An 18782-nucleotide genomic window follows, 5' to 3' on the forward strand; every position below is an offset into this window, starting at 1 on the left:
TCTATGGGCTATACGCACAGAATCACGCAGATCATCGTCGTTGTTTTAATTTTACTGTTTCTTAATATTCCTTTTGAGACGGTTGCGATACCGGAATGGAAAATTCGAGTTGTTAATGAGCTAGGCCTTCCGATGCCAGGTATAACGATTAGGCAGCATTGGAATAATTATTCCTTTGATCTATCCGCCACAGATGGTAAAGAAGAGGACAAAGTTACTGACTCTAACGGTAATGTTACTTTTCTGGCACGGAAGGATCGCGAATCCCTTTTATTCAGATCAATCGCGTTTGTCCTAGATATTCTGAAGATCGGCATAATTCATTCTAGTTCGGGAGTTCATGCTACGATACTTAGTCCAGATCACCCTGACTCCTCTTTGTCATATGACGGATCTGGTTCCTTGCCAGATACTCTGGTTATCCGAAATTAGCTGACCCAGATGGATTCTGCTATCGAAAATCCTGTGCCACCGCAGGCGGTAAAGGACCGGGCGACGCTCGACCCAGCCGGTGCTGATGTCGGACGCGAGAGTCCGTACCCGGACCCGCCGGAACCGCTGCCGCCGTTTCACGCCGAGTTTGGATCACCGGAAGCAACGGAGATGGTCGAGGTTGATGGGGCAATGACCCCTCTAGCCTTGTTTCCGGGGCTGGCCTCTCTTGTCTCGCAATGCCCTTCCAGAGGCTGCGGAGCGATGGTCACAGAGAACGGTTTCGAGTTCTGGAACGCATTCGCCGATGGTTACGATGGCTATATGCCAATGGGCGGTTCATATGCTGGCGGCGGAATGTGGTCGTGGGAGACCGAAGCAGAACGGAATCGCAGACAGGGCATTTTCGGTAATGGAAGAGTTCCAAAGCCCACGCTAAAAAGGGTTCGTAAGCCCACAAAGGCCGAGGTCAAGGCCGCAAGAGCAATTGCAGAAACAGGCGTTTTTGATAATGAAGCAGATGATATGGTGCAAATACTCTTAAATGCCGCTGATATTGTTAAAAAGTATGTCAGATTTGTCAGTCACAGAGATGGTGGACTGTTTGAGAAAAAGGAGAATAGAGATGCTGTACGTCAATCGCTTATTTGGCTTCTAGCTGATCCCGAATGCGAAAAAGCCTTTAAGGATAACAATCTGACGACGCCAGCGGAGGTAATAAAGAAACGAGGATCAACACTTGCAGGTGCAGGAATATTATTAGATCCGACCGCATCCCGAGAAATTGGAATTCCGGAGGTAGTTCGACAAGCGGCGCAACGTCATGTAGACAACCTAAAGAACCAGGCATTCACTATTGATATTGAGGGACAAAGGCTGTTTACATTCTTCAAGAATCGAGCGTTCGAAGGTGCGTCGATTTTATTCGGCCGATATTCAATTGAGGAAATAGTGGTACATGAATCAATTCATATGGTTGGCGAAAAAAAGCACCCTAGCTGGCTTGGTGGGCATGACTTGAGCGGGCACCCAGCGTACTATGCAATTCTAGCAAAATGTCGAATCGATAAATGGTAAACAATGAATTTCACTAGGTATAAAACGATAACCGCGATCATGGGCTGCATAGTTAATATGTACTTAGCAGGTGAACGTTCTGGTTATCAAAAAGGCTTTGATTTTGCCGAAAACCTGTGTCGAGATTGCATTCAGTATAAGATCTATGGCGACGTCGGTAACTTCCAGACAGAATCAATTCTCGTGGCAGCTTGCTTCCTTTTTTTTCTTCTTGGGGTGCAGCTTCAAAGAGAGTCCTTGTCTCGTGCGATTCGTCTTTTGTTCTTGCTATTAGCTTTGTATATCTATCTTCGTTGGCTAGAACTCTTGATATCGAACAGTGAGCTATCGTTCTGGACAAACGTTGAGAATACTGTCCATGTGATTGATGGTGTCAGTTTCTTATTAGTAGTTAGCTTACTGATTCATGAGTTAGCTAGTCTTTTTAAGAACCGTTCTGAAAAACGAAATCGAGTTTGAGTTTGCCTATGACGGCGAAGGCCGCAGGGTAAAGAAAGTCACCGATACCGAAACCACCGTGTTCGTCTATGCCGCCGGACAGCTTATTGCTGAATACTCAACGGCGATCTCACAGACGCCTTCGGTCAGCTACACAACCGCAGATCATCTCGGAAGTCCACGAGTCATAACAAACGAACTCGGCCAAGTAAGCTCCCGCCGAGACTTCATGCCCTTCGGCGAAGAACTCTACGCCGGAGTCGGCGGCCGGACAGGCGACACTGGCCTGAAATACTCCTCCAACCAGGACGACATCCGCCAAAAATTCACCGGCTACCAGAAAGACAAAGAAACCGGCCTCGACTTCGCCGAAGCGAGGATGTACGAGAACCGCTTCGGAAGATTCACAGCCTTGGATCCACTTCTTGCAAGTGGAAAGTCGTCAAACCCACAAACGTTTAATCGCTTTATCTATGTTGGTAACAATCCCGTAATGATAACCGACCCGTCTGGTTTGGACTGGTATCGACAACCGATAAAGGACAGTGTCCGCTTCACTTATCAATGGTTTGATAAGGACCCCGGGGGAAACTGGAGGGCGGTCAATTTTGGCGATAATGTGTTCCTGCCGATCAACGAATGGGTTACCGGAGACGGCCAGGCGTTGGGGACCGTATATCTTGACCGATACAGGGACAGCGTGTTGACCCAAGAGCAGTTTTCGACGATGGCAGCGTCCGCAATACCTGGGGGAGCCTGCTTCGCTAATCCCCAATGTGCCGGACTGAGGAACCCATTGCGAGACAATCAAAGCGTCTTCGAGGCCCAGCGCTTCAGCACCGGGGTTCCGATCGGCGTAAGAAATCAAGCGAAGAGTTGGGTCGACGTGCCGAACTGGAACTTCGCTCCGCCGGTTGTGAACTGGTTCGTTACCGATTCGTTAAACACGCGGTTCGGTGTACAGCCATTCTTCAATTACGAGACTCCGCGGCCCGGTTCGGAATCGATAGGAGCGTTTGTGGGAGCAAGGTCGGTTGACTTTGGAATTTTTGCAGCAACTGGCAAATTGGCGACTTCCGTCGGAGCTAGGTTTAGTCCACAAACAAGCTCCTTACCCGAGATAGTATATCGCGGAGGCACTCCAAGTCCTGGGAATTTGACGCCGCGTCCGTCAGATGCTGGCAGACTGTCATTCCGCGAAAGTCTTTCCAATCCATTTCCACTTCTGCCGGGTCAACGGCCGGTTTTTGAAGTCGGAAAGCCCTACTTTGGTGTTCGCACAAGCGACCTGCCAAGTGGAAGTGTTATCTTGGACAACACTCCACCGGGGCACGTATCGGTTTGGAACGTTAGCCCGAGTCAGCTCAAAAGTAGCGTGTGTGTGAGAGGAAAATGTAATTAATATGAACGAGTTTCAAATTTCAACACGGTTCCTAAACGAACTCGCGAGATCGAGCGAAAGTTTGGTTGCGTTTGCAAAACAGCTCTCGAAGGAGCAACTGGTTTCAGACGTTATCAAGGGAATCGATTGTCGCATTTACGATGGCAATACGATTTACGAGCAGTTTGTTGAGGCCAAACTGGACAATGGCAGTTCAATTTGTTGGTGGATTGATATCGGGCAACGGAAAGAGCAGTGGGAAATCGAAGGCACGGTCTCGCTGAACGCGGATTCTTCCTCAATTATACGACAGACAGCACATTACCATGCCAACACGATCGACGAGCTTTCAAGCGCTCTTAAGGCGACACTTAGCTCCTTACTTTTTGTGGGGGACATTACGTACAAATCGGAATGATCCTCGCCCAGAAAAGATCGAGGGCACGAAACAACAGCGGGCATGGTATCCGCCATTTCGAATATTATGAAGGAGCTTAGTTTCTATGACAAAAATAACTGTTCTATTTCCGGTGTGGGTAATGACTATGCGGGTGTGGAGCGCCTATTAGCTCTTATCGACGGACTTCTGGGACAGAGCAAGAGCGTCTTGGTCTTTGCACAACGCCCCTATGCCGATACTCCGCTGACCATCTCCTCTATGGTCAGCCTTGTGAGGTTAGTATCGAATTATCAACATTCGGACGATCACTTTCGATTGTTCTTCTATTACAACATCCGAGACTCAAACCCCGAACTCTTGAACACGATTCGTCAGATTTGGAGAGAGTACGAACAGCCGGTTTTTCTGTTTCCGGCTATGAGCTTGCAACCGGAATCATATGTTCCAATAACCGCCGATTCCACATTGAGTTCCAGAAAGAAAGTAGAATTGTTAGCCTCGCTTGCTCCGTGTTACCAGGCATATAAGGGAGTTGACGAGGATGTACTTTGGATCGAAAAGGACGATGCTCTTGAATTTGACTGGATAGAAGGACTTGACGAACAAGAGTTACACCAGATCTGACCGAGAATGATCCAACGGCAAGCTTATCGATGCGTCGCAGATCGCTCAGACGAACCTTTCCCACCCGGCGATCGACGCGAACACGAACCGCTTTACAGCCGGGCAGGGCTACGCCTTTGACAAGAACGGCAATCTGGTCACGGACCCCGCCGATTCGGGGCGGAGCTTTGTCTTCAATGGCGACAACAAGCAGGCGGAGGTCCGCGGGCCGAGCAATGAGCTGATCGGCGAGTATTTCTACGACGGCGAGGGCAAACGCGTCAAGAAGCGCCGCTACGTGGGCGGGGTTCTGACCGAGGTGACGGTCTTTGTTTACTCGGCCGGGAAGCTCACTGCGACGAACATCGGATTTTTGTTGACGGTCATTGTACAAAAACGTTAAACTTGTTTTGACGGTTTTTGCGTCCGCGGCCCAAGTCTTACCAGATCACCAAACCGTCCTGCGTCAATCCCGGCAGCCCCCGAGCTATTCCCGGCCATTGTCCGATACCTTTCCCTTTTATGCTGAATAGAATAGACGATCTTCTGCGCATGGCGATGAGCTTCGGTGCATCGGATCTGCATCTACGTGCCGGCTCGACACCCGTGATCCGCATCAACGGCGAACTTCGGCCGCTCGAAGGTGTTTCGAAGATGAACCAGGACGAGACGCTCGAGATGGCATTCTCGATGATGTCGAACCGCCAGAAACAGCATTTTAAGGACGTTTTTGAGGTAGATATCGGTTACGGCGTATCGGGCCTTGGGCGTTTTCGCGTGAATATCTTTCAGCAACGCAATTCGATCGGCATCGTTGCCCGTGTAATTTCAGACCACATCAAAACGTTTTCCGAACTCGGCCTGCCGCCGATCCTGGCCTCGATATCCGAAGAGATGCGCGGCCTCATCCTCGTGACCGGAACTACCGGCTCGGGTAAATCAACAACTCTTTCGGCGATCGTCGACCATATAAACACCAAGCGGAACTGCCACATAGTCACGATCGAAGACCCGATCGAATTTCTTCACAAGGACAAAGAATCGTTCATCACACAACGCGAAGTGGATGTCGATACGCGTTCGTTTGCCGAAGCTCTTCGCGGTTCTCTCCGTCAGGATCCGGACGTGATCCTCGTCGGCGAAATGCGCGATCTAGAGACGATAGAGACCGCGTTGGTTGCCGCAGAGACCGGACATTTGGTCCTTTCGACGCTTCATACGCTTGACGCACAAGAAACGCTGACGCGCATCATTTCGGCCTTTCCGCCCTACCAGCAAAAGGCGATCAGGATACAGCTTGCCGGATTGCTCAAGGCCGTAATTTCTCAGCGACTGATGAAGGCCGCCGACGGCCGTTCACGCGTCCCGGCGGTCGAGGTCCTGATTTCGACACCGCTTATACGCGACTACATCCTTAACGAAGAAAAGACCTCGTCGATACGCGATGCGATCGCGGCGGGCACGTCGCAGTACGGAATGCAGACATTTGACCAATCGCTGTTTTACCTTTATTCATCCGGGCTTATCGGGCTCGAAGAGGCTCTTCGGGGTTCGACCAACCCGGACGAGTTCCGGCTTCGCCTTGCGGGCATCCAAAATACCTCGACCCTTGCCAAAGAAGAGATGGAAAAGATCAGCGGCGTTGGCAACATAAGCAGCCTAATTACAAGGAGTTAGCTTCGAACCAGAGTGCGATCCGAGCCTCGCCGGGAGTTTCCTTGCGAGGCTCTAAATGCGCCGGCGAAGACTGGCCGCAGCTGCACACTTGTCCGAATTCAGTTCAAACGGTCGTGCCTTTGGTTCGCCATAATGCACGCTTATATTGCCTGACGATGACCATCAGCGGCTTGCGTCACGCCCGCGGCGATGCCCATTTTCGGCGTCGAAGTCTTGACATAAAAGCACTTCGACGTGTAAATTTTAGTTTTATCCGGTCAAGTGAACAGGTTCATTATTACAGCGACGAGCTATAACTTTGGTTGAGGTAACTTACGGTTGCTTCAGGAACTTCCCGTTGCGGCTTAAACTAACCTCCCTGACACCCTTTCCGGCTGAAAAACCCTTAACGCTTCGAGATCGAATCTCAATTTTGGATCCGATCGTTTCGGTATTTGACGCGAAAACTAAGTAAGGAAGACGACGCACATTAAATGGCAACAGAGGCAAACAACCAGACCGAAGAAACGAAAACCGGCGAATCTTCGGCTGCAGAAGTAACAGAAAAACCGGACGCGGCGATCACGGCTCCGATTCAGGCCGCGGAGGAAGCGAGCGACGAGCAGCAGAATGCCGGCGAGATCGACTTTGGTGCGATCCTCGAACAGTTCGAACAGGAACAGACCGTTTATCACGCTGGTGAGATGGTCGAGGGCAAGGTGGTCGGCGTTTCCGACCGCGGCGTACTCGTTGATTTCGGATACAAAAGCGAAGGTATCATTCCGGCAGAGGAATTTCCCGGCGGTGTCGAAGGCGTTGTAAGCGTCGGCGATAATATCGAGGCGATCATCAAGAGCATCCATTCGGGCGATGCACCGCCGATCCTATCGCGTTCCGATGCGGTCAGCCGAAAGATCTGGAACGACATCGAAGAGGCCTTTAACAACGAGGCGACCGTTACCGGACGGATCATCGATAAAACAAAAGGCGGCCTCCGTGTCGACCTGAACGGAATTGAAGCATTTCTACCCGGCTCGCAGATCGATTCGCGTCCGATCCGCAGCCTGGATTCCTACATCGGCCAGGACATCGAGACCAAGATAATCAAGTTCAGCCGCAGGCGAAACAACATCGTCCTCTCGCGCAAAGTGATCACCGATCTCGTGATCAATGAACAGAAGGCCGAAACGCTGAATAAGATCGACGTTGGATACGTTGTCGAAGGAACCATCAAAAACCTCACTGAATACGGCGCTTTCGTTGACATTGGCGGGATCGACGGATTGCTTCACGTCACCGATATGTCTTGGGGACGCATCCAGAATCCAAGCGATGTGTTCAAGCCGGGCGACCACATACAGGTCAAGGTCTTGAAGCTCGACCGCGAAAAAGAAAAGATATCCCTTGGCTATAAACAGTTGCTGCCCGATCCGTGGTCGACGGTGGTCGAGGTTTACTCGGTCAATTCGCGGATCAAGGGCAGGGTCTCATCGGTCACTGAGTACGGCATCTTTGTCGAACTGGAGCCGGGCGTCGAAGGCCTGGTCCACGTCTCCGAGATATCGTGGTCAAAGCGGTCAGCAAGCCCGAAGCGGCTTTACCACCGTGGCGATGAGGTCGAGGTGCAAGTTCTCGGTGTCGACACCGAAGAGAAACGCATCAGCCTCGGGATGAAGCAGCTGCAGGAAAATCCGTGGGACACGGTTGCAGAGCGTTATCCGGTCGGATCAAAGATCCACGGTAAGGTTCGCAACATCACCGATTTCGGTGCGTTTGTCGAGATCGAGGATGGGATCGACGGCCTCGTGCACGTCTCTGACATAACCTGGGCGAAGAAACTCAAGCATCCCAAGGAATTGCTTAAGAAGGACCAGGAAGTCGACGCGATCATCACCCATATCGACACTGCCGGACAGCGGCTTTCGCTTTCGATGAAGGACCTGACACCGAGTGCGTGGGAAGGCTTTGTTGCAACCCATCGGCCCGGCGATACCGTTCGCGGCAAGGTCTCAAGGTTCACCAGCTTTGGCGTATTTGTAGAACTTGGCGAAGGCCTTGAAGGCCTCTGTCATATTTCAGAGCTTGCCGAGGAACGCGTCGAGCGTCCCGAGGACATCGTCCAGCTTGGCCAGGAAATGGACTTCAAGATCCTGCGTATCGAGAACGACGATCAGAAGATCGGTCTTTCGTTCCGAGCCGTCGGAAAGGACGACGAACCGATCGTCGATACCCGCCAATACACAAGCGCGGCAAAAGGCGGAATGGCATCGCTTGGCGAACTCGCAAATCTGAAATTCGGTGCTCCGGCTGAAACTGCCGAGGAGCAGCCGAAAGAAGAATCAAAGAAGGACAAGCGAAGGGCGAAGAAAGAAGCTGCGGAAGCGGGCGAAACAACTGAAGCCGATGCGATCGGCGACGCAGAACAGGCGGCAGTTGCCGAAACGGCCGTCGAAGATGCTCCGGTGGTCGCTGAAGAAACGCCTTCCGAAATTCCGGCTGAAGTCACCGAGCCGCAGGCCGATGAGCCCGTTACGACCGAGGCAGCAGCGTCGGAGGAGGCTCCGGCAGCCGAGACCGCAGCGGACGAGGCTCCGGCCGCAGAATCCACCGGTGAAGCCGTAGCTGAGACTGCCCCTGAAGAAACGGCGGATGTTGAAACAGAGCAGAAATCTGCTTAAGATCAGGCTGGGAGATTATTGGTCGGGGAGAGACGATACAGATGACAAAAGCAGACCTCGTTGAAAAAGTCGCAGTCGAAGCTGACATGACCAAAAAGGATGCCGAGCAGCTGGTTGAGATCGTTCTCGACAGCATAATCGATTCGCTGAATGCCGGTGAGAAGATCGAGCTTCGCGGATTCGGCAGCTTCAGGGTTCGCGAAAGGAATTCGCGAAAGGGGCGAAACCCGAAGACGGGAGCGGCTGTCGATATCCCGGCGAAGCGCGTCGCGTATTTCAAACCCGGAAAAGAGCTTAAAGAATTGATAAACACCTAATTTTTTTATTGTGACACTCAAAAGACCGTCGCCACGTGAGATCGTGGCGGCGGTCTTTTTTGTTCGACGGTCGTTACGATTTCGCGTGAAATAGCCTCGCGTCGTCACGCTCGTGCGGAAGACGACTTGAACAAGATCAAAGAGATCAGAAGCGACAGAAAGGTGGCGCCGGACATTACGATCGGCGGCAGGAAAGTGAACATCGACATCATTACGAATAAGATCCCAAAAAAGACCACATTTGCGAGCAGCAGTTTTGCGGTCATTCTGCGTTCGTGATCGCCCTTCAAGATGATCGTATTCACGACACCGGCGAATCCGCAGAGCAGTGAAAAACACGAACTCAGCGCAAAGAACAAACCTGACATTGTTGGCCTAAAGCCGGCACCCGCGTCCAGCTTATAGGTGTCCATCAGTTCCAGCAGCTGGCGTTCGGTCTCGTTTGCGGGAACGACCGGTGCTATCATTCCGATCGTATGGAAGACGGCAGTGGCGAACTGTAATACGATCGCGGCCCAAAAGAAGTAACGGTATCGATTCGACATTCCCTTATCCTCGCAGATCAAATTATCTTAGGTCACAGACATCCGGTGATCAGTAAAACGGGGTTCGCTTTCAACGGGTATTACTTCGCCGTGTTGGCGGCCTTTTCCGGCTGCTGCGAGCGGTCGATCGCCTCGTCTTCGATCTCGCCGCCCTTGCTGATCGGGATCTCGGCGGGATCTGAGTATTTCATCCCGCGGTCGCCGATCTTTTCGACGTCTGGCACGACCTTGAACTGGCCGGTCGTTGGCGGAACGTATCCGGGATAGTCGACCCTTGAATGATAGATCGCTACGAGCGAGCGGATCATCGCTTCGCGGATCTGCGTCAATTCGCGAAGCGTCAGATCGCATTCGTCGAGCTGATCGTCGCTTAAGATCGCATCGATTATCTTGGTGACGATGAAACGTATGTTCTCAGGATTAGGTTCGGCGAGTGATCTCGCAGCCGCTTCACAGCTGTCGGCGATCATCATTATCGCGGCCTCGCGAAATTGCGGCTTCGGCCCTGGATATCGAAAATCGTTTTCTGATATCTCATCCTCACTTCGCGCTTCGGCTTGTGCTTTTTTCAGAAAATAATGCAGCGTTCGCGTGCCGTGATGTTGCGGGATAAAGTCGATTATCCTTTGAGGCAAACCCATTTCCTTTGCGAGCTTTATGCCATAGGTCACATGACTAATGATGATCTTTGCGCTTTGGGCAGGCTTAAGCCGGTCATGCGGATTTTTTGAAAGCTGATTTTCGACGAAATGTTCCGGCGCGGCCGATTTGCCGATGTCGTGATACAGAGCCCCGATACGCGTAAGCAGGGCATTGCCGCCAACGACCCGACACGCTTCCTCGGCCAATTGTCCGACGGCATGCGAATGCTGGTTTGTGCCGGGAGCACGCAAGGCGAGCTGTCCCAGAACCGGCAGATCTGCATTTGAAAGCTCGAGGAGCTTAACGTCCGTGAGGACACCGAACAACGTCTCGAACATCGGCAGGAAGACCGCCGTGAACGCGGCCGTGATCACGCCGCTCGCCAGCCCGCAGGCGATCGCAAGCAAGATCGTGTTCAGGATGAATGGCTGTTGAGTGAATGCGATCAAGGCGATCGCAACGCCTGCGCTCGCAAGGCCGACCAGCACGCCGGCAAACGTAACGGTTTGGCGCGACCGGTAGCGTCCGATGCCATACGCAGCGACCGACGAGGCGATGATCGCATAGATCGCAAACTCCAACCCCCGCGGAGCCATGAGGCCAGCGAAAATTGCGCAGAAAATGCCGGTGAAAAGGGCCGTACGGCGGTCGGCGAGAAGCGTCATTACGAGACTGCCGAAAGCGAATGGTATAGCGTACGACCAAAGATTCGGGTCGTTCATCGGCGGCCTGACGTTTTGCGAAGCCGTAAACTCGGCGAGCCTGAAAAAGATCGCCATCAAAAAAGTGTGTACGAAGACGATCGAACAAAAAAGGGCGAAGGTCTTTTGCTCCGACAACGCCAATCGGGGAACGATGCCGCGATGTTCGATGAATTTCCATGCGATCCAAAACAAGATCGCGATAATCACGACAAGACCGAGAAACCGGTTGACGCGCCTCGTCGACGAGCTGTACCTATTGACAGCCGAGATCTGCGAGATCATTGTCGACGTAATGACCTGGCCGGTATCGACTATTTGCTGCCCGCGTTTGAGCGTTATCGTTCGCGGTTCGACACTTTGTACCGCAGCAAGCTTAAGAGCGTCGGTCGCGGCTCCATCGTAAATGATGCTTGGCTGGATGAGGGGAGAAAGGGCGGCATAAAACGCCTCTGACTCTTTTGGCGAAAGGCTGACGATCTGTGAAAGAGATTCTTTCAGTTTTGCCCTTGCATCGGTCAGCGAGGTCATCGTCATCGCCGGACGCATCGCCTGACGGAGGTCCGTGGGCTTTTGGCGATCGCGAATGTGTACCTCTTCCTCGAGGAACTGACGGTCCTGGTCGCCGTAGATCTCGCCGCTTGCATTCTCACGCAGGATCCGTGTCACGGCCTCAAGCTCGTTCGCGCTGAATCGCCTTGCGGTAAATATACGGCCGAGTTCGCGACCGCCCGCACCGGTCCATTCGGTATCCGCCGCTGCGTTCGAGTTCGATCTCCCAGTTTGAGGAGTCTCGGTCTTTCGCTGAAGCTCTTCCCACGCTGAACGAAAGCTCTGGACCGCTTCGTCAGCGCGGCGCGGCTCAAAAACGAAAATCGGCTTGATCGTTTCCTGAGCGCTCTGAATGTCCCGCTCGGTTGCTTCTTCGTCGACGATACTTATATCCGCCGGCGAGAATATCGCCTCTCGGGCGATCTCGCCTTCGCGGTAGGTTTCTTCGGCCGAAGATCGCCAAAATGGATTTGCGATCAGCAAAGTCGTCGCGACCGAAACAAAGGCAAATCCTATCCAGAAGACCTGGTCTGACGAAAGCTTTGCCAATGGACGCTTGAAAACGTCCGCGGCCTTCTTTCGCCATTTCTGCATCGGCGACTGTATTTCCTGGATCCTGTTACTCAATTTTCGGTCTCAGCGATCTCTACGAAGTATCGGATCGGGCACTTAACTTTCATTCATACGGCAATGGCGTCGGCTTCGCCGGTTACGTGTTCGACGATCCGGCTGCCGATCCGCTCGGTCAACGGAGCGAGCGAATCCTTACGGATAGCTGAAATTGCCACGCATTCAACGCCCTTGTCAAGCTGTATGTTCCTTCGAAGTGTGTCCAGAGCATCGGCAGTGACAAGGTCGGCCTTGTTCAGCACAACGAATTCCGGGATCGACGTAAGTTCGAGATCGGCCAGTATCTTTCGGACGGATTCGATCTGCTGCATCACACGCGGATTTGATGCGTCGACGACATGAACGAGCATATCGCTGTCGGCTATCTCCTCGAGGGTTGCACGAAAAGCTGCTACCAGATCGTCAGGAAGATCGCGGATGAACCCGACCGTGTCATTGATAATGACCTCCTGGTCGAACGGCAGCCGCAGCCTTCGCGACGTCGGGTCGAGCGTTGCGAACATCTTTTGCTCTGCGTAAACGTCAGATTGGGTCAACGAATTCAGAAGCGTCGATTTGCCAGCGTTCGTGTAACCGACAAGCGAAACGATAGGCAGCTTTTTCTGGACACGCCGTTTGCGACGCTCTTGCCTTTGGCGGCCAAGGCTGTCGACCAGGCGCTCGAGTTGGGCAATTCGGTCGCGTACGCGGCGGCGGTCGGTCTCAAGCTTTGTCTCGCCCGGCCCGCGTCCGCCGATCCCGCCGGCCAACCTCGAGAATGCCGAATTTTGGCCCATCACGAGTCGCGGCAACAGGTATTTGAGCTGGGCGAGTTCGACCTGCAATTTGCCTTCCCGGCTCTGTGCTCGCTGGGCAAAGATGTCGAGTATCAGCTGCGGACGGTCAATGACCTTTAGGTCGGTCGCTTCAGAAAGGACGCGGACCTGCGTCGGCGAAAGCTCGGTGTCAAAAACGATAAGGTCGGCACCGAGCCTCATCGAACGGACAAGCAGCTCTTCGAGTTTACCTCGGCCAAGCAGCGTTTTCGGATCTATCTGCGGTCGCCGCTGGATTATCGTATCGAGGACGAGAACATCAGCTGACGTCGCAAGTTCGGCAAGCTCGGCCATCGATTCTTCGGCATCATCGATAAACCCTGTCGTAACCCCGACGAGGATGACGCGGTCGCGGCCGGTCTGCCGCTTGCTTGCGGTCTGTCTCACGCGTGCCATTTCGCTTTCGAGCGAAGTGATCAGCGCTATGAAATCGACATCAAGCTGCGAAGGGAGGGCGGCCTCGAGATAGGCGAAAGGAAGATTCTCTGGGTCCGGATCGCCTTCCTCGAATATTTCTAAATTGCCGGACGAACCATTAGCCGGATCTCTCGCCTCTTTGCGATCGATGGCCTGTTTTGCCGATTCTTTCCCGCTGATCGGGACGAGATGCGCCGAATGGACGAGTCCGGGCAGCCCGGTATTCCGGTCGACCTGGACGATCGACATTAGATCGAGCCGGAGCAGTGCGAGGTCAGTGAGATCGTCCTGAGTGAGCTTTTCGTTCTGCAGGTGGGTGTGAACACAACGCAGGCCGCGAAAACGATCGGTCGAAACACGCGAGCGTCCGAAGTCGGGCAATTCGATGCTCTTGGCGTTGCCGACCATGACGTATTCGACCTGCCCTTTTCGATTAAGCAATACGCCGATCTGTCGGCCTGTTTCATGCGAGATCTCGCACATCTGGCGGGCTAATTCCTGAGAGACGATATCGGCGGCAGGTACGCGGCGCGTTGCAAGTCGTTCGATCCGCTTGATCTGGTTGTGCTTAAGGCCCTTGGTAAAGCCGGTGACGTTGCTGATAACAAAAACCTCCGCTCGGACATTATACCAAATGTCGTGACGGCGTTTGCACGCATGTCAATCTTTAGATCGTATCAGTTTGCAGAATTAGTTGGTTTTTTGGTTTCTATGCGTTGCTAACCTGCGGCCATTCGCGATAGATTTTCTTAGAGATGTCAAATATTCAAACTCCGAATGCAAGTTACAGCATGACGCTGCGCGTTCGGATCCATAACAAGCCGGGAAAACTAGGTGAAATAACTACTGCGATCGGACGTGCCGGCGGCGACATCGAGGGTATCGATATCGTTAGCGCCGGCAAGGACTTTTTGATCCGGGACATTACGGTCAATGCCGCGAGCGAATCTCACGACAAAGAGATCATTGCCGCGGTCGGGGCGATCGATGGTGTCGAAGTGATAAACGTCAGCGACCGGACCTTTCTGATGCACCTCGGCGGCAAGATCGAAATGGTCTCGAAAGCTCCGCTCAAAACAAGGTCCGACCTCTCTATGGCATACACGCCGGGTGTCGCGCGAGTTTGCGAAGCGATCCATGAGGACCCGGAAAAGGTATTTAATCTGACGATCAAAAAGAATACGGTCGCGGTCGTATCAGACGGTACCGCCGTACTCGGGCTTGGCGACATCGGGCCCGCGGCGGCGATGCCCGTGATGGAGGGCAAGTGTCAGCTCTTCAAGGAATTTGGCGGAGTTGATGCTTTCCCGATCTGCCTTAACACGAAAGACCCGCACGAAATAGTCCAGACGATAAAGAACATTGCTGTCGGATTCGGCGGGATCAATCTGGAAGATATCTCGGCTCCGCGGTGCTTTGAGATCGAACAGCGGCTCAAAGAAGAACTTGATATTCCGGTATTTCACGATGACCAGCACGGAACGGCCGTCGTCGTTCTTGCGGCCCTGATCAATGCCCTCAAGATCACCGGCAAGGAAATGAAAGACATCAAGTTGGTGGTCAACGGCATCGGAGCTGCTGGGGTAGCATGCTCGAAGATCGTGATGGCCGCCGGCGTTACCAACATAATCGGGTGTGATACGACCGGAGCGATATACAAAGGCCGCAAGGAGAATATGAACTGGGTGAAAGATTGGTACGCCCGTAACACCAATCCGAAAGGTGAACATGGTACGATCCACGACGTCATCAAGGACGCCGACGTCTTTTTTGGCCTGTCGGCGCCCGGTGTTATTGACGAGAACGACCTGGCCAAAATGGCAAATGACCCGATCGTGTTCGCAATGGCAAACCCGACACCGGAAATAATGCCTGAGGATGCCGCCGGCCACGTCGCCGTCATGGCGACCGGAAGATCTGATTATCCCAACCAGATAAATAACGTTCTCTGCTTTCCGGGAATCTTTCGCGGGGCCTTGAACTGCCGCGCGTCGCGAATTAACGAAGCTATGAAACTCGCGGCTGCCAACGCGATAGCTGGCATTATCGGCCCCGAGGAGCTTCACCCCGACTACATCATTCCGTCGGTCTTCGACCGCCGGGTCGGCGAAGCGGTCGCGTCTGCGGTGGAAGCGGCCGCATACGAAACAGGCGTCGCGAGGCGCGAGCGGGCGACATCCGATAGTGAATTCGCGACCGCAGTTATTTGATCATGATAGCCAAACAGCTCGAAAAAATGACCGTCGAAGAGGTAGCCAATTCCCTCACCCATGGCTTTGGGCTGATCTTGAGCGTTGCTGGCTTCTTATTTCTCGTCTCGCTTGCGATCGTCAAAGGTGATGGTTGGCATATAGCAGCTAGTGTGGTTTACGGAGCATCGCTAGTTATCCTTTATGCGGCGTCGACCATATATCATGCGACGACCTCGCCCGAATTGAAACACCGCCTTCAGCTGATCGATCACTGCTGCATTTATTTGCTCATTGCAGGAAGTTATACGCCGTTTCTGATGATCGTGCTTGGCGGTTCGTTCGGAATGGGAATGCTTGCATTCGTTTGGGCCTTTGCTCTTTTCGGCATCTCGATGAAGGTCATGTTTTGGGGCCGCTTCAATTTGGTCGGCGTGGCATCGTACCTGATCATGGGCTGGATCGGTGTACTGGCGATACAGCCGTTATACTCCGCACTCGGGCTCGAAGCCCTTGTGCTCGTGGTTGCCGGCGGCGTCAGCTATTCGCTTGGCGTTATCTTTTTTGGCTGGAAAAGCATAAAGCATCATCACGCGATCTTCCACGTCTTCGTACTCGCGGGCAGTATCCTGCATTTTGCTGCGATCTCGATGTACGTGCTGAGATAGCTGCCGTCGGGCACCCTCGGCCAAGAATCTTGCCTTTTTCGCCATTACGGCGTAATATCTTCCAAATCAGAAATTGTTGTTTCTAACGCCTGCAGTAGGTCGGCGTGTGTCCGCTCATGACGGTCGCCGGTCAAATGTAGGTTCCCTTTTCAGGCCCGCATTCAGGAGGATCTTCAATGTCGAGAATTTCATCGGTTTGTATTCGTTTCTTTGCAGTTGTTTCGATCTTTGCCGCTGCTGCCAGTGCAGCGACCTTTACCGTAAACAAGACGGCTGACACCAACGATGGTGCTTGTAACGAAGACTGCTCGCTGCGCGAGGCGGTCGCTGCCGCGAATTCGTCGCCTGAAGCGGACACTATCGTGTTCGACGCGAGTGTATTCGCCGGCCCGCAAACGATCACTTTCGCTCTTGGCGAGATAATTGTCGTCAACAGCGGAGGGCTTCGGATAATCGGGCCGGGAGCGATAAAACTCACACTTGATGGAAATAGTACGAGCAGGATGATCTCGAACAGCGCGGCATCGGTACTCACGATCAGCGGGCTCACGTTCACCCGCGGGAATGGCGTCGGGGCAACAAACAGTAATTCGGGCGGTGCCCTGATGAACAACGCCGGAACCGTTTCAGTATTCAATTCGGTTTTTGCGAATAACGTCACGACAGGGACGGCCGGAGCGATCCGCAATTCCGGAGCCGGAAGTATCCTGAATGTCGTCAACTGTCATTTCTTCAATAATACCGCAGGCTCATCTGCCGGAGCGATCCAGAACTTTGCGACAAGCGTGCTTAACGTTTCGAATTCGAGTTTCGTCGGGAATACAAGCAGCGGTGCGACCGGCGGCGGCGCAATGCAGGTCAATGGGACCGCCAATATTTCGACCTCGACGTTCAGCGGCAACAATTCGCCCGGCGGTGCCGGAGGCGGCCTGTCGGTCAACGGTACTCTCATAAACATCAACAACGTGACGATGGTCGGGAACACGGCGACCACTCAGGGAGGTGGGCTCCATCGAGGATCGACCAATGTGAATTTCTTTATCCGAAACTCGATAATTGCCGGCAATAACGGTATTGCGACATCGCCGGATGTCACGAATTCAGCCGGCGGCCTCGCATCACAGGGCAATAATCTCATCGGCAACGTCGGGACCAGCACGGGATGGGTAATGTCCGATCTGCAGAATCAGAATCCGCTCGTTGGGCCGCTCGGTTCTAACGGCGGACTTGGCCGGACCCATGCGCTGCTTGCCGGTTCGCCCGCGATCGGTGCGGGCAACCCATGTGTCATCGACCTTTCGTGCGGAACGAACAATCCGGCGACGCCGATCGTGATCGATCAGCGCGGACAGGGATTTGACGATTCGGTCGAGATCGGTGCATATACGATCAATGCCGAGACGCCGGCGTTTCTGCCGAATGCCCAGCCCGGCATTCCGTACAGTTATCAACTCACCGGCGCAAACACGGGCTTCACATTTCTGACCGGCGGGACCCTGCCGCCCGGGATCGACCTGACCACCAACGGTGCGGTGACGTCTTTGGCAGGCGATCCGACCACGCCCGGCGTTTATTTCTTTACGATCGCCACGGCTTCGGCAAGCCAGCCCACGCAGTTCGTTGTTCAGCCTTATGTGATCTCGGTTCAGACCGACCGGAATCAGGTCGGTGTCAATGTTCGAATTACATATAACGGCGGGCCGCCCCGGACGCGTTTCCCTGCTTTTCTGAGCGGTCTAGACGGCACCTCCTATCCTTCGATGACTTCAACATTTGGAAATTTGAATTTTGAGAACGTGATTCCGGGAAGTCTTTATTCGATCCAGATAACGAGTAAAGAACTCGGCACGCTTACCGGCGGCTTTATTGCGGAAGGTACGTTTACGATCCCTGATATCGAGATCGGCGGGCAGCCAATGAGAACCCGGACGCAGACTAAACGTTAAGCAGAGAATTTGTAGCCGAGGCCGTGTACCGTTTGGATGTAACGCGGGTGTTTAGGGTTTTCTTCAAGCTTTTGACGAAGCCATGCGATGTGGACGTCGACCGTCCGAGTCGATGGCATCGCATCGTAACCCCAAACCTCATCGAGCAGATGATCGCGCGAATGGACATTGCCTCGGTTCTCGATCAAGAACTGCAGCAGTTTGAACTCCATCGCTGAGAGTTCGATCGGCGATGCGTGTTTCGTAACCTCAGCCCGCTTGAAGTCCACCGCGATATCGCCGAATCGATACACGTCTTGCGTCGAGCCGTTAGTAGATGACGAGCGCCTAAGCAAGGCCTCGATGCGCGCGAGAAGTTCGATCACTTCAAATGGCTTTGTAAGGTAATCGTCCGCCCCGAGTTTCAGCCCGAGCACTTTATCGATCGTCTCGCCTTTAGCCGTGAGCATCAATATGGGAGTCGTTATGCCTTTTTGTCTAAGGTCCCGACAGACGTCGTAGCCGTTCTTTTTAGGCAGCATGACGTCAAGTACGATCAGGTCAAACTCTCCCGTAGAGCCGAGTTCGAAGCCCGCAATGCCGTCAGGGGCGCTCGTGACCTTGTAGCCTTCGCTTCGAAGACGGTCGGTCAATGTGATTATCAGGCCTTTTTCGTCTTCGACGAGCAGGATCTTCATAGAGGTCAGAGCGAAATT

General features: G+C 53.3%; 16 protein-coding genes. 12 read left to right on the forward strand and 4 right to left on the reverse strand.

All coding sequences use genetic code 11. The features are described from left to right. The first annotated feature begins 3 nt into the window (after positions 1–3). From IPM28_01315 to IPM28_01355, 9 genes are all read left to right on the forward strand, one after another. Entirely contained in the window at positions 4–432 is a 429-nt protein-coding gene (locus IPM28_01315) for a hypothetical protein (protein MBK9171638.1), read from the forward strand. A 171-nt stretch (positions 433–603) separates the two neighbouring features. After that, a complete protein-coding gene (locus IPM28_01320; protein ID MBK9171639.1) occupies positions 604–1509 on the forward strand; it encodes a hypothetical protein in 906 nt (301 codons plus the stop codon). Between the two features lie 57 nt (positions 1510–1566). Beyond that, positions 1567–1968 (forward strand): hypothetical protein, encoded by a 402-nt coding sequence (locus IPM28_01325; protein ID MBK9171640.1) that lies wholly within the window; start codon positions 1567–1569, stop codon positions 1966–1968. A gap of 58 nt (positions 1969–2026) precedes the next feature. Next, positions 2027–3349, forward strand: coding sequence for a hypothetical protein (locus IPM28_01330; protein ID MBK9171641.1), 1323 nt, complete (start codon positions 2027–2029; stop codon positions 3347–3349). A gap of 61 nt (positions 3350–3410) precedes the next feature. Further along, positions 3411–3746, forward strand: a complete 336-nt coding sequence (locus IPM28_01335; GenBank protein MBK9171642.1) for a hypothetical protein — start codon at positions 3411–3413, stop codon at positions 3744–3746. 66 nt (positions 3747–3812) lie between these two features. Beyond that, positions 3813–4352, forward strand: a complete 540-nt coding sequence (locus IPM28_01340; protein ID MBK9171643.1) for a hypothetical protein — start codon at positions 3813–3815, stop codon at positions 4350–4352. 501 nt (positions 4353–4853) lie between these two features. Then, entirely contained in the window at positions 4854–6008 is a 1155-nt protein-coding gene (locus IPM28_01345; GenBank protein MBK9171644.1) for a type IV pilus twitching motility protein PilT, read from the forward strand. Between the two features lie 473 nt (positions 6009–6481). Further along, positions 6482–8665 (forward strand): 30S ribosomal protein S1, encoded by a 2184-nt coding sequence (locus IPM28_01350; GenBank protein ID MBK9171645.1) that lies wholly within the window; start codon positions 6482–6484, stop codon positions 8663–8665. A 41-nt stretch (positions 8666–8706) separates the two neighbouring features. Then, entirely contained in the window at positions 8707–8982 is a 276-nt protein-coding gene (locus IPM28_01355; protein ID MBK9171646.1) for an HU family DNA-binding protein, read from the forward strand. A 104-nt stretch (positions 8983–9086) separates the two neighbouring features. Here IPM28_01355 and IPM28_01360 read toward each other — a convergent pair whose 3' ends face one another. The 3 genes from IPM28_01360 to hflX form a co-directional block, all read right to left on the reverse strand. Beyond that, a complete protein-coding gene (locus tag IPM28_01360; GenBank protein MBK9171647.1) occupies positions 9087–9527 on the reverse strand; it encodes a hypothetical protein in 441 nt (146 codons plus the stop codon). Positions 9528–9607: 80 nt separating this feature from the next. Further along, the gene (locus tag IPM28_01365; GenBank protein MBK9171648.1) at positions 9608–12049 is read right to left on the reverse strand and encodes an HDIG domain-containing protein; all 2442 of its coding nucleotides are present in this window, start codon (positions 12047–12049) and stop codon (positions 9608–9610) included. A gap of 53 nt (positions 12050–12102) precedes the next feature. Beyond that, a complete protein-coding gene (hflX, locus tag IPM28_01370) occupies positions 12103–13887 on the reverse strand; it encodes a GTPase HflX (GenBank protein MBK9171649.1) in 1785 nt (594 codons plus the stop codon). Positions 13888–14039: 152 nt separating this feature from the next. Between hflX and IPM28_01375 the strand changes: the two genes are divergently transcribed. From IPM28_01375 to IPM28_01385, 3 genes are all read left to right on the forward strand, one after another. Then, the gene (locus tag IPM28_01375; GenBank protein MBK9171650.1) at positions 14040–15494 is read left to right on the forward strand and encodes an NAD-dependent malic enzyme; all 1455 of its coding nucleotides are present in this window, start codon (positions 14040–14042) and stop codon (positions 15492–15494) included. Between the two features lie 2 nt (positions 15495–15496). Beyond that, complete coding sequence (locus IPM28_01380) at positions 15497–16141, forward strand: hemolysin III family protein (protein MBK9171651.1); 645 nt, start codon at positions 15497–15499, stop codon at positions 16139–16141. A 176-nt stretch (positions 16142–16317) separates the two neighbouring features. Next, the gene (locus IPM28_01385) at positions 16318–18087 is read left to right on the forward strand and encodes a CSLREA domain-containing protein (protein ID MBK9171652.1); all 1770 of its coding nucleotides are present in this window, start codon (positions 16318–16320) and stop codon (positions 18085–18087) included. Here the strand turns inward: IPM28_01385 and IPM28_01390 are convergent. Continuing rightward, the gene (locus IPM28_01390; protein ID MBK9171653.1) at positions 18084–18764 is read right to left on the reverse strand and encodes a response regulator transcription factor; all 681 of its coding nucleotides are present in this window, start codon (positions 18762–18764) and stop codon (positions 18084–18086) included. The genes IPM28_01385 and IPM28_01390 overlap by 4 nt on opposite strands. Between the last annotated feature and the right edge of the window lie 18 nt (positions 18765–18782).

Origin of the sequence: Chloracidobacterium sp. (assembly GCA_016716305.1) — a bacterium.
Taxonomy (GTDB): Bacteria; Acidobacteriota; Blastocatellia; order Pyrinomonadales; family Pyrinomonadaceae; genus OLB17.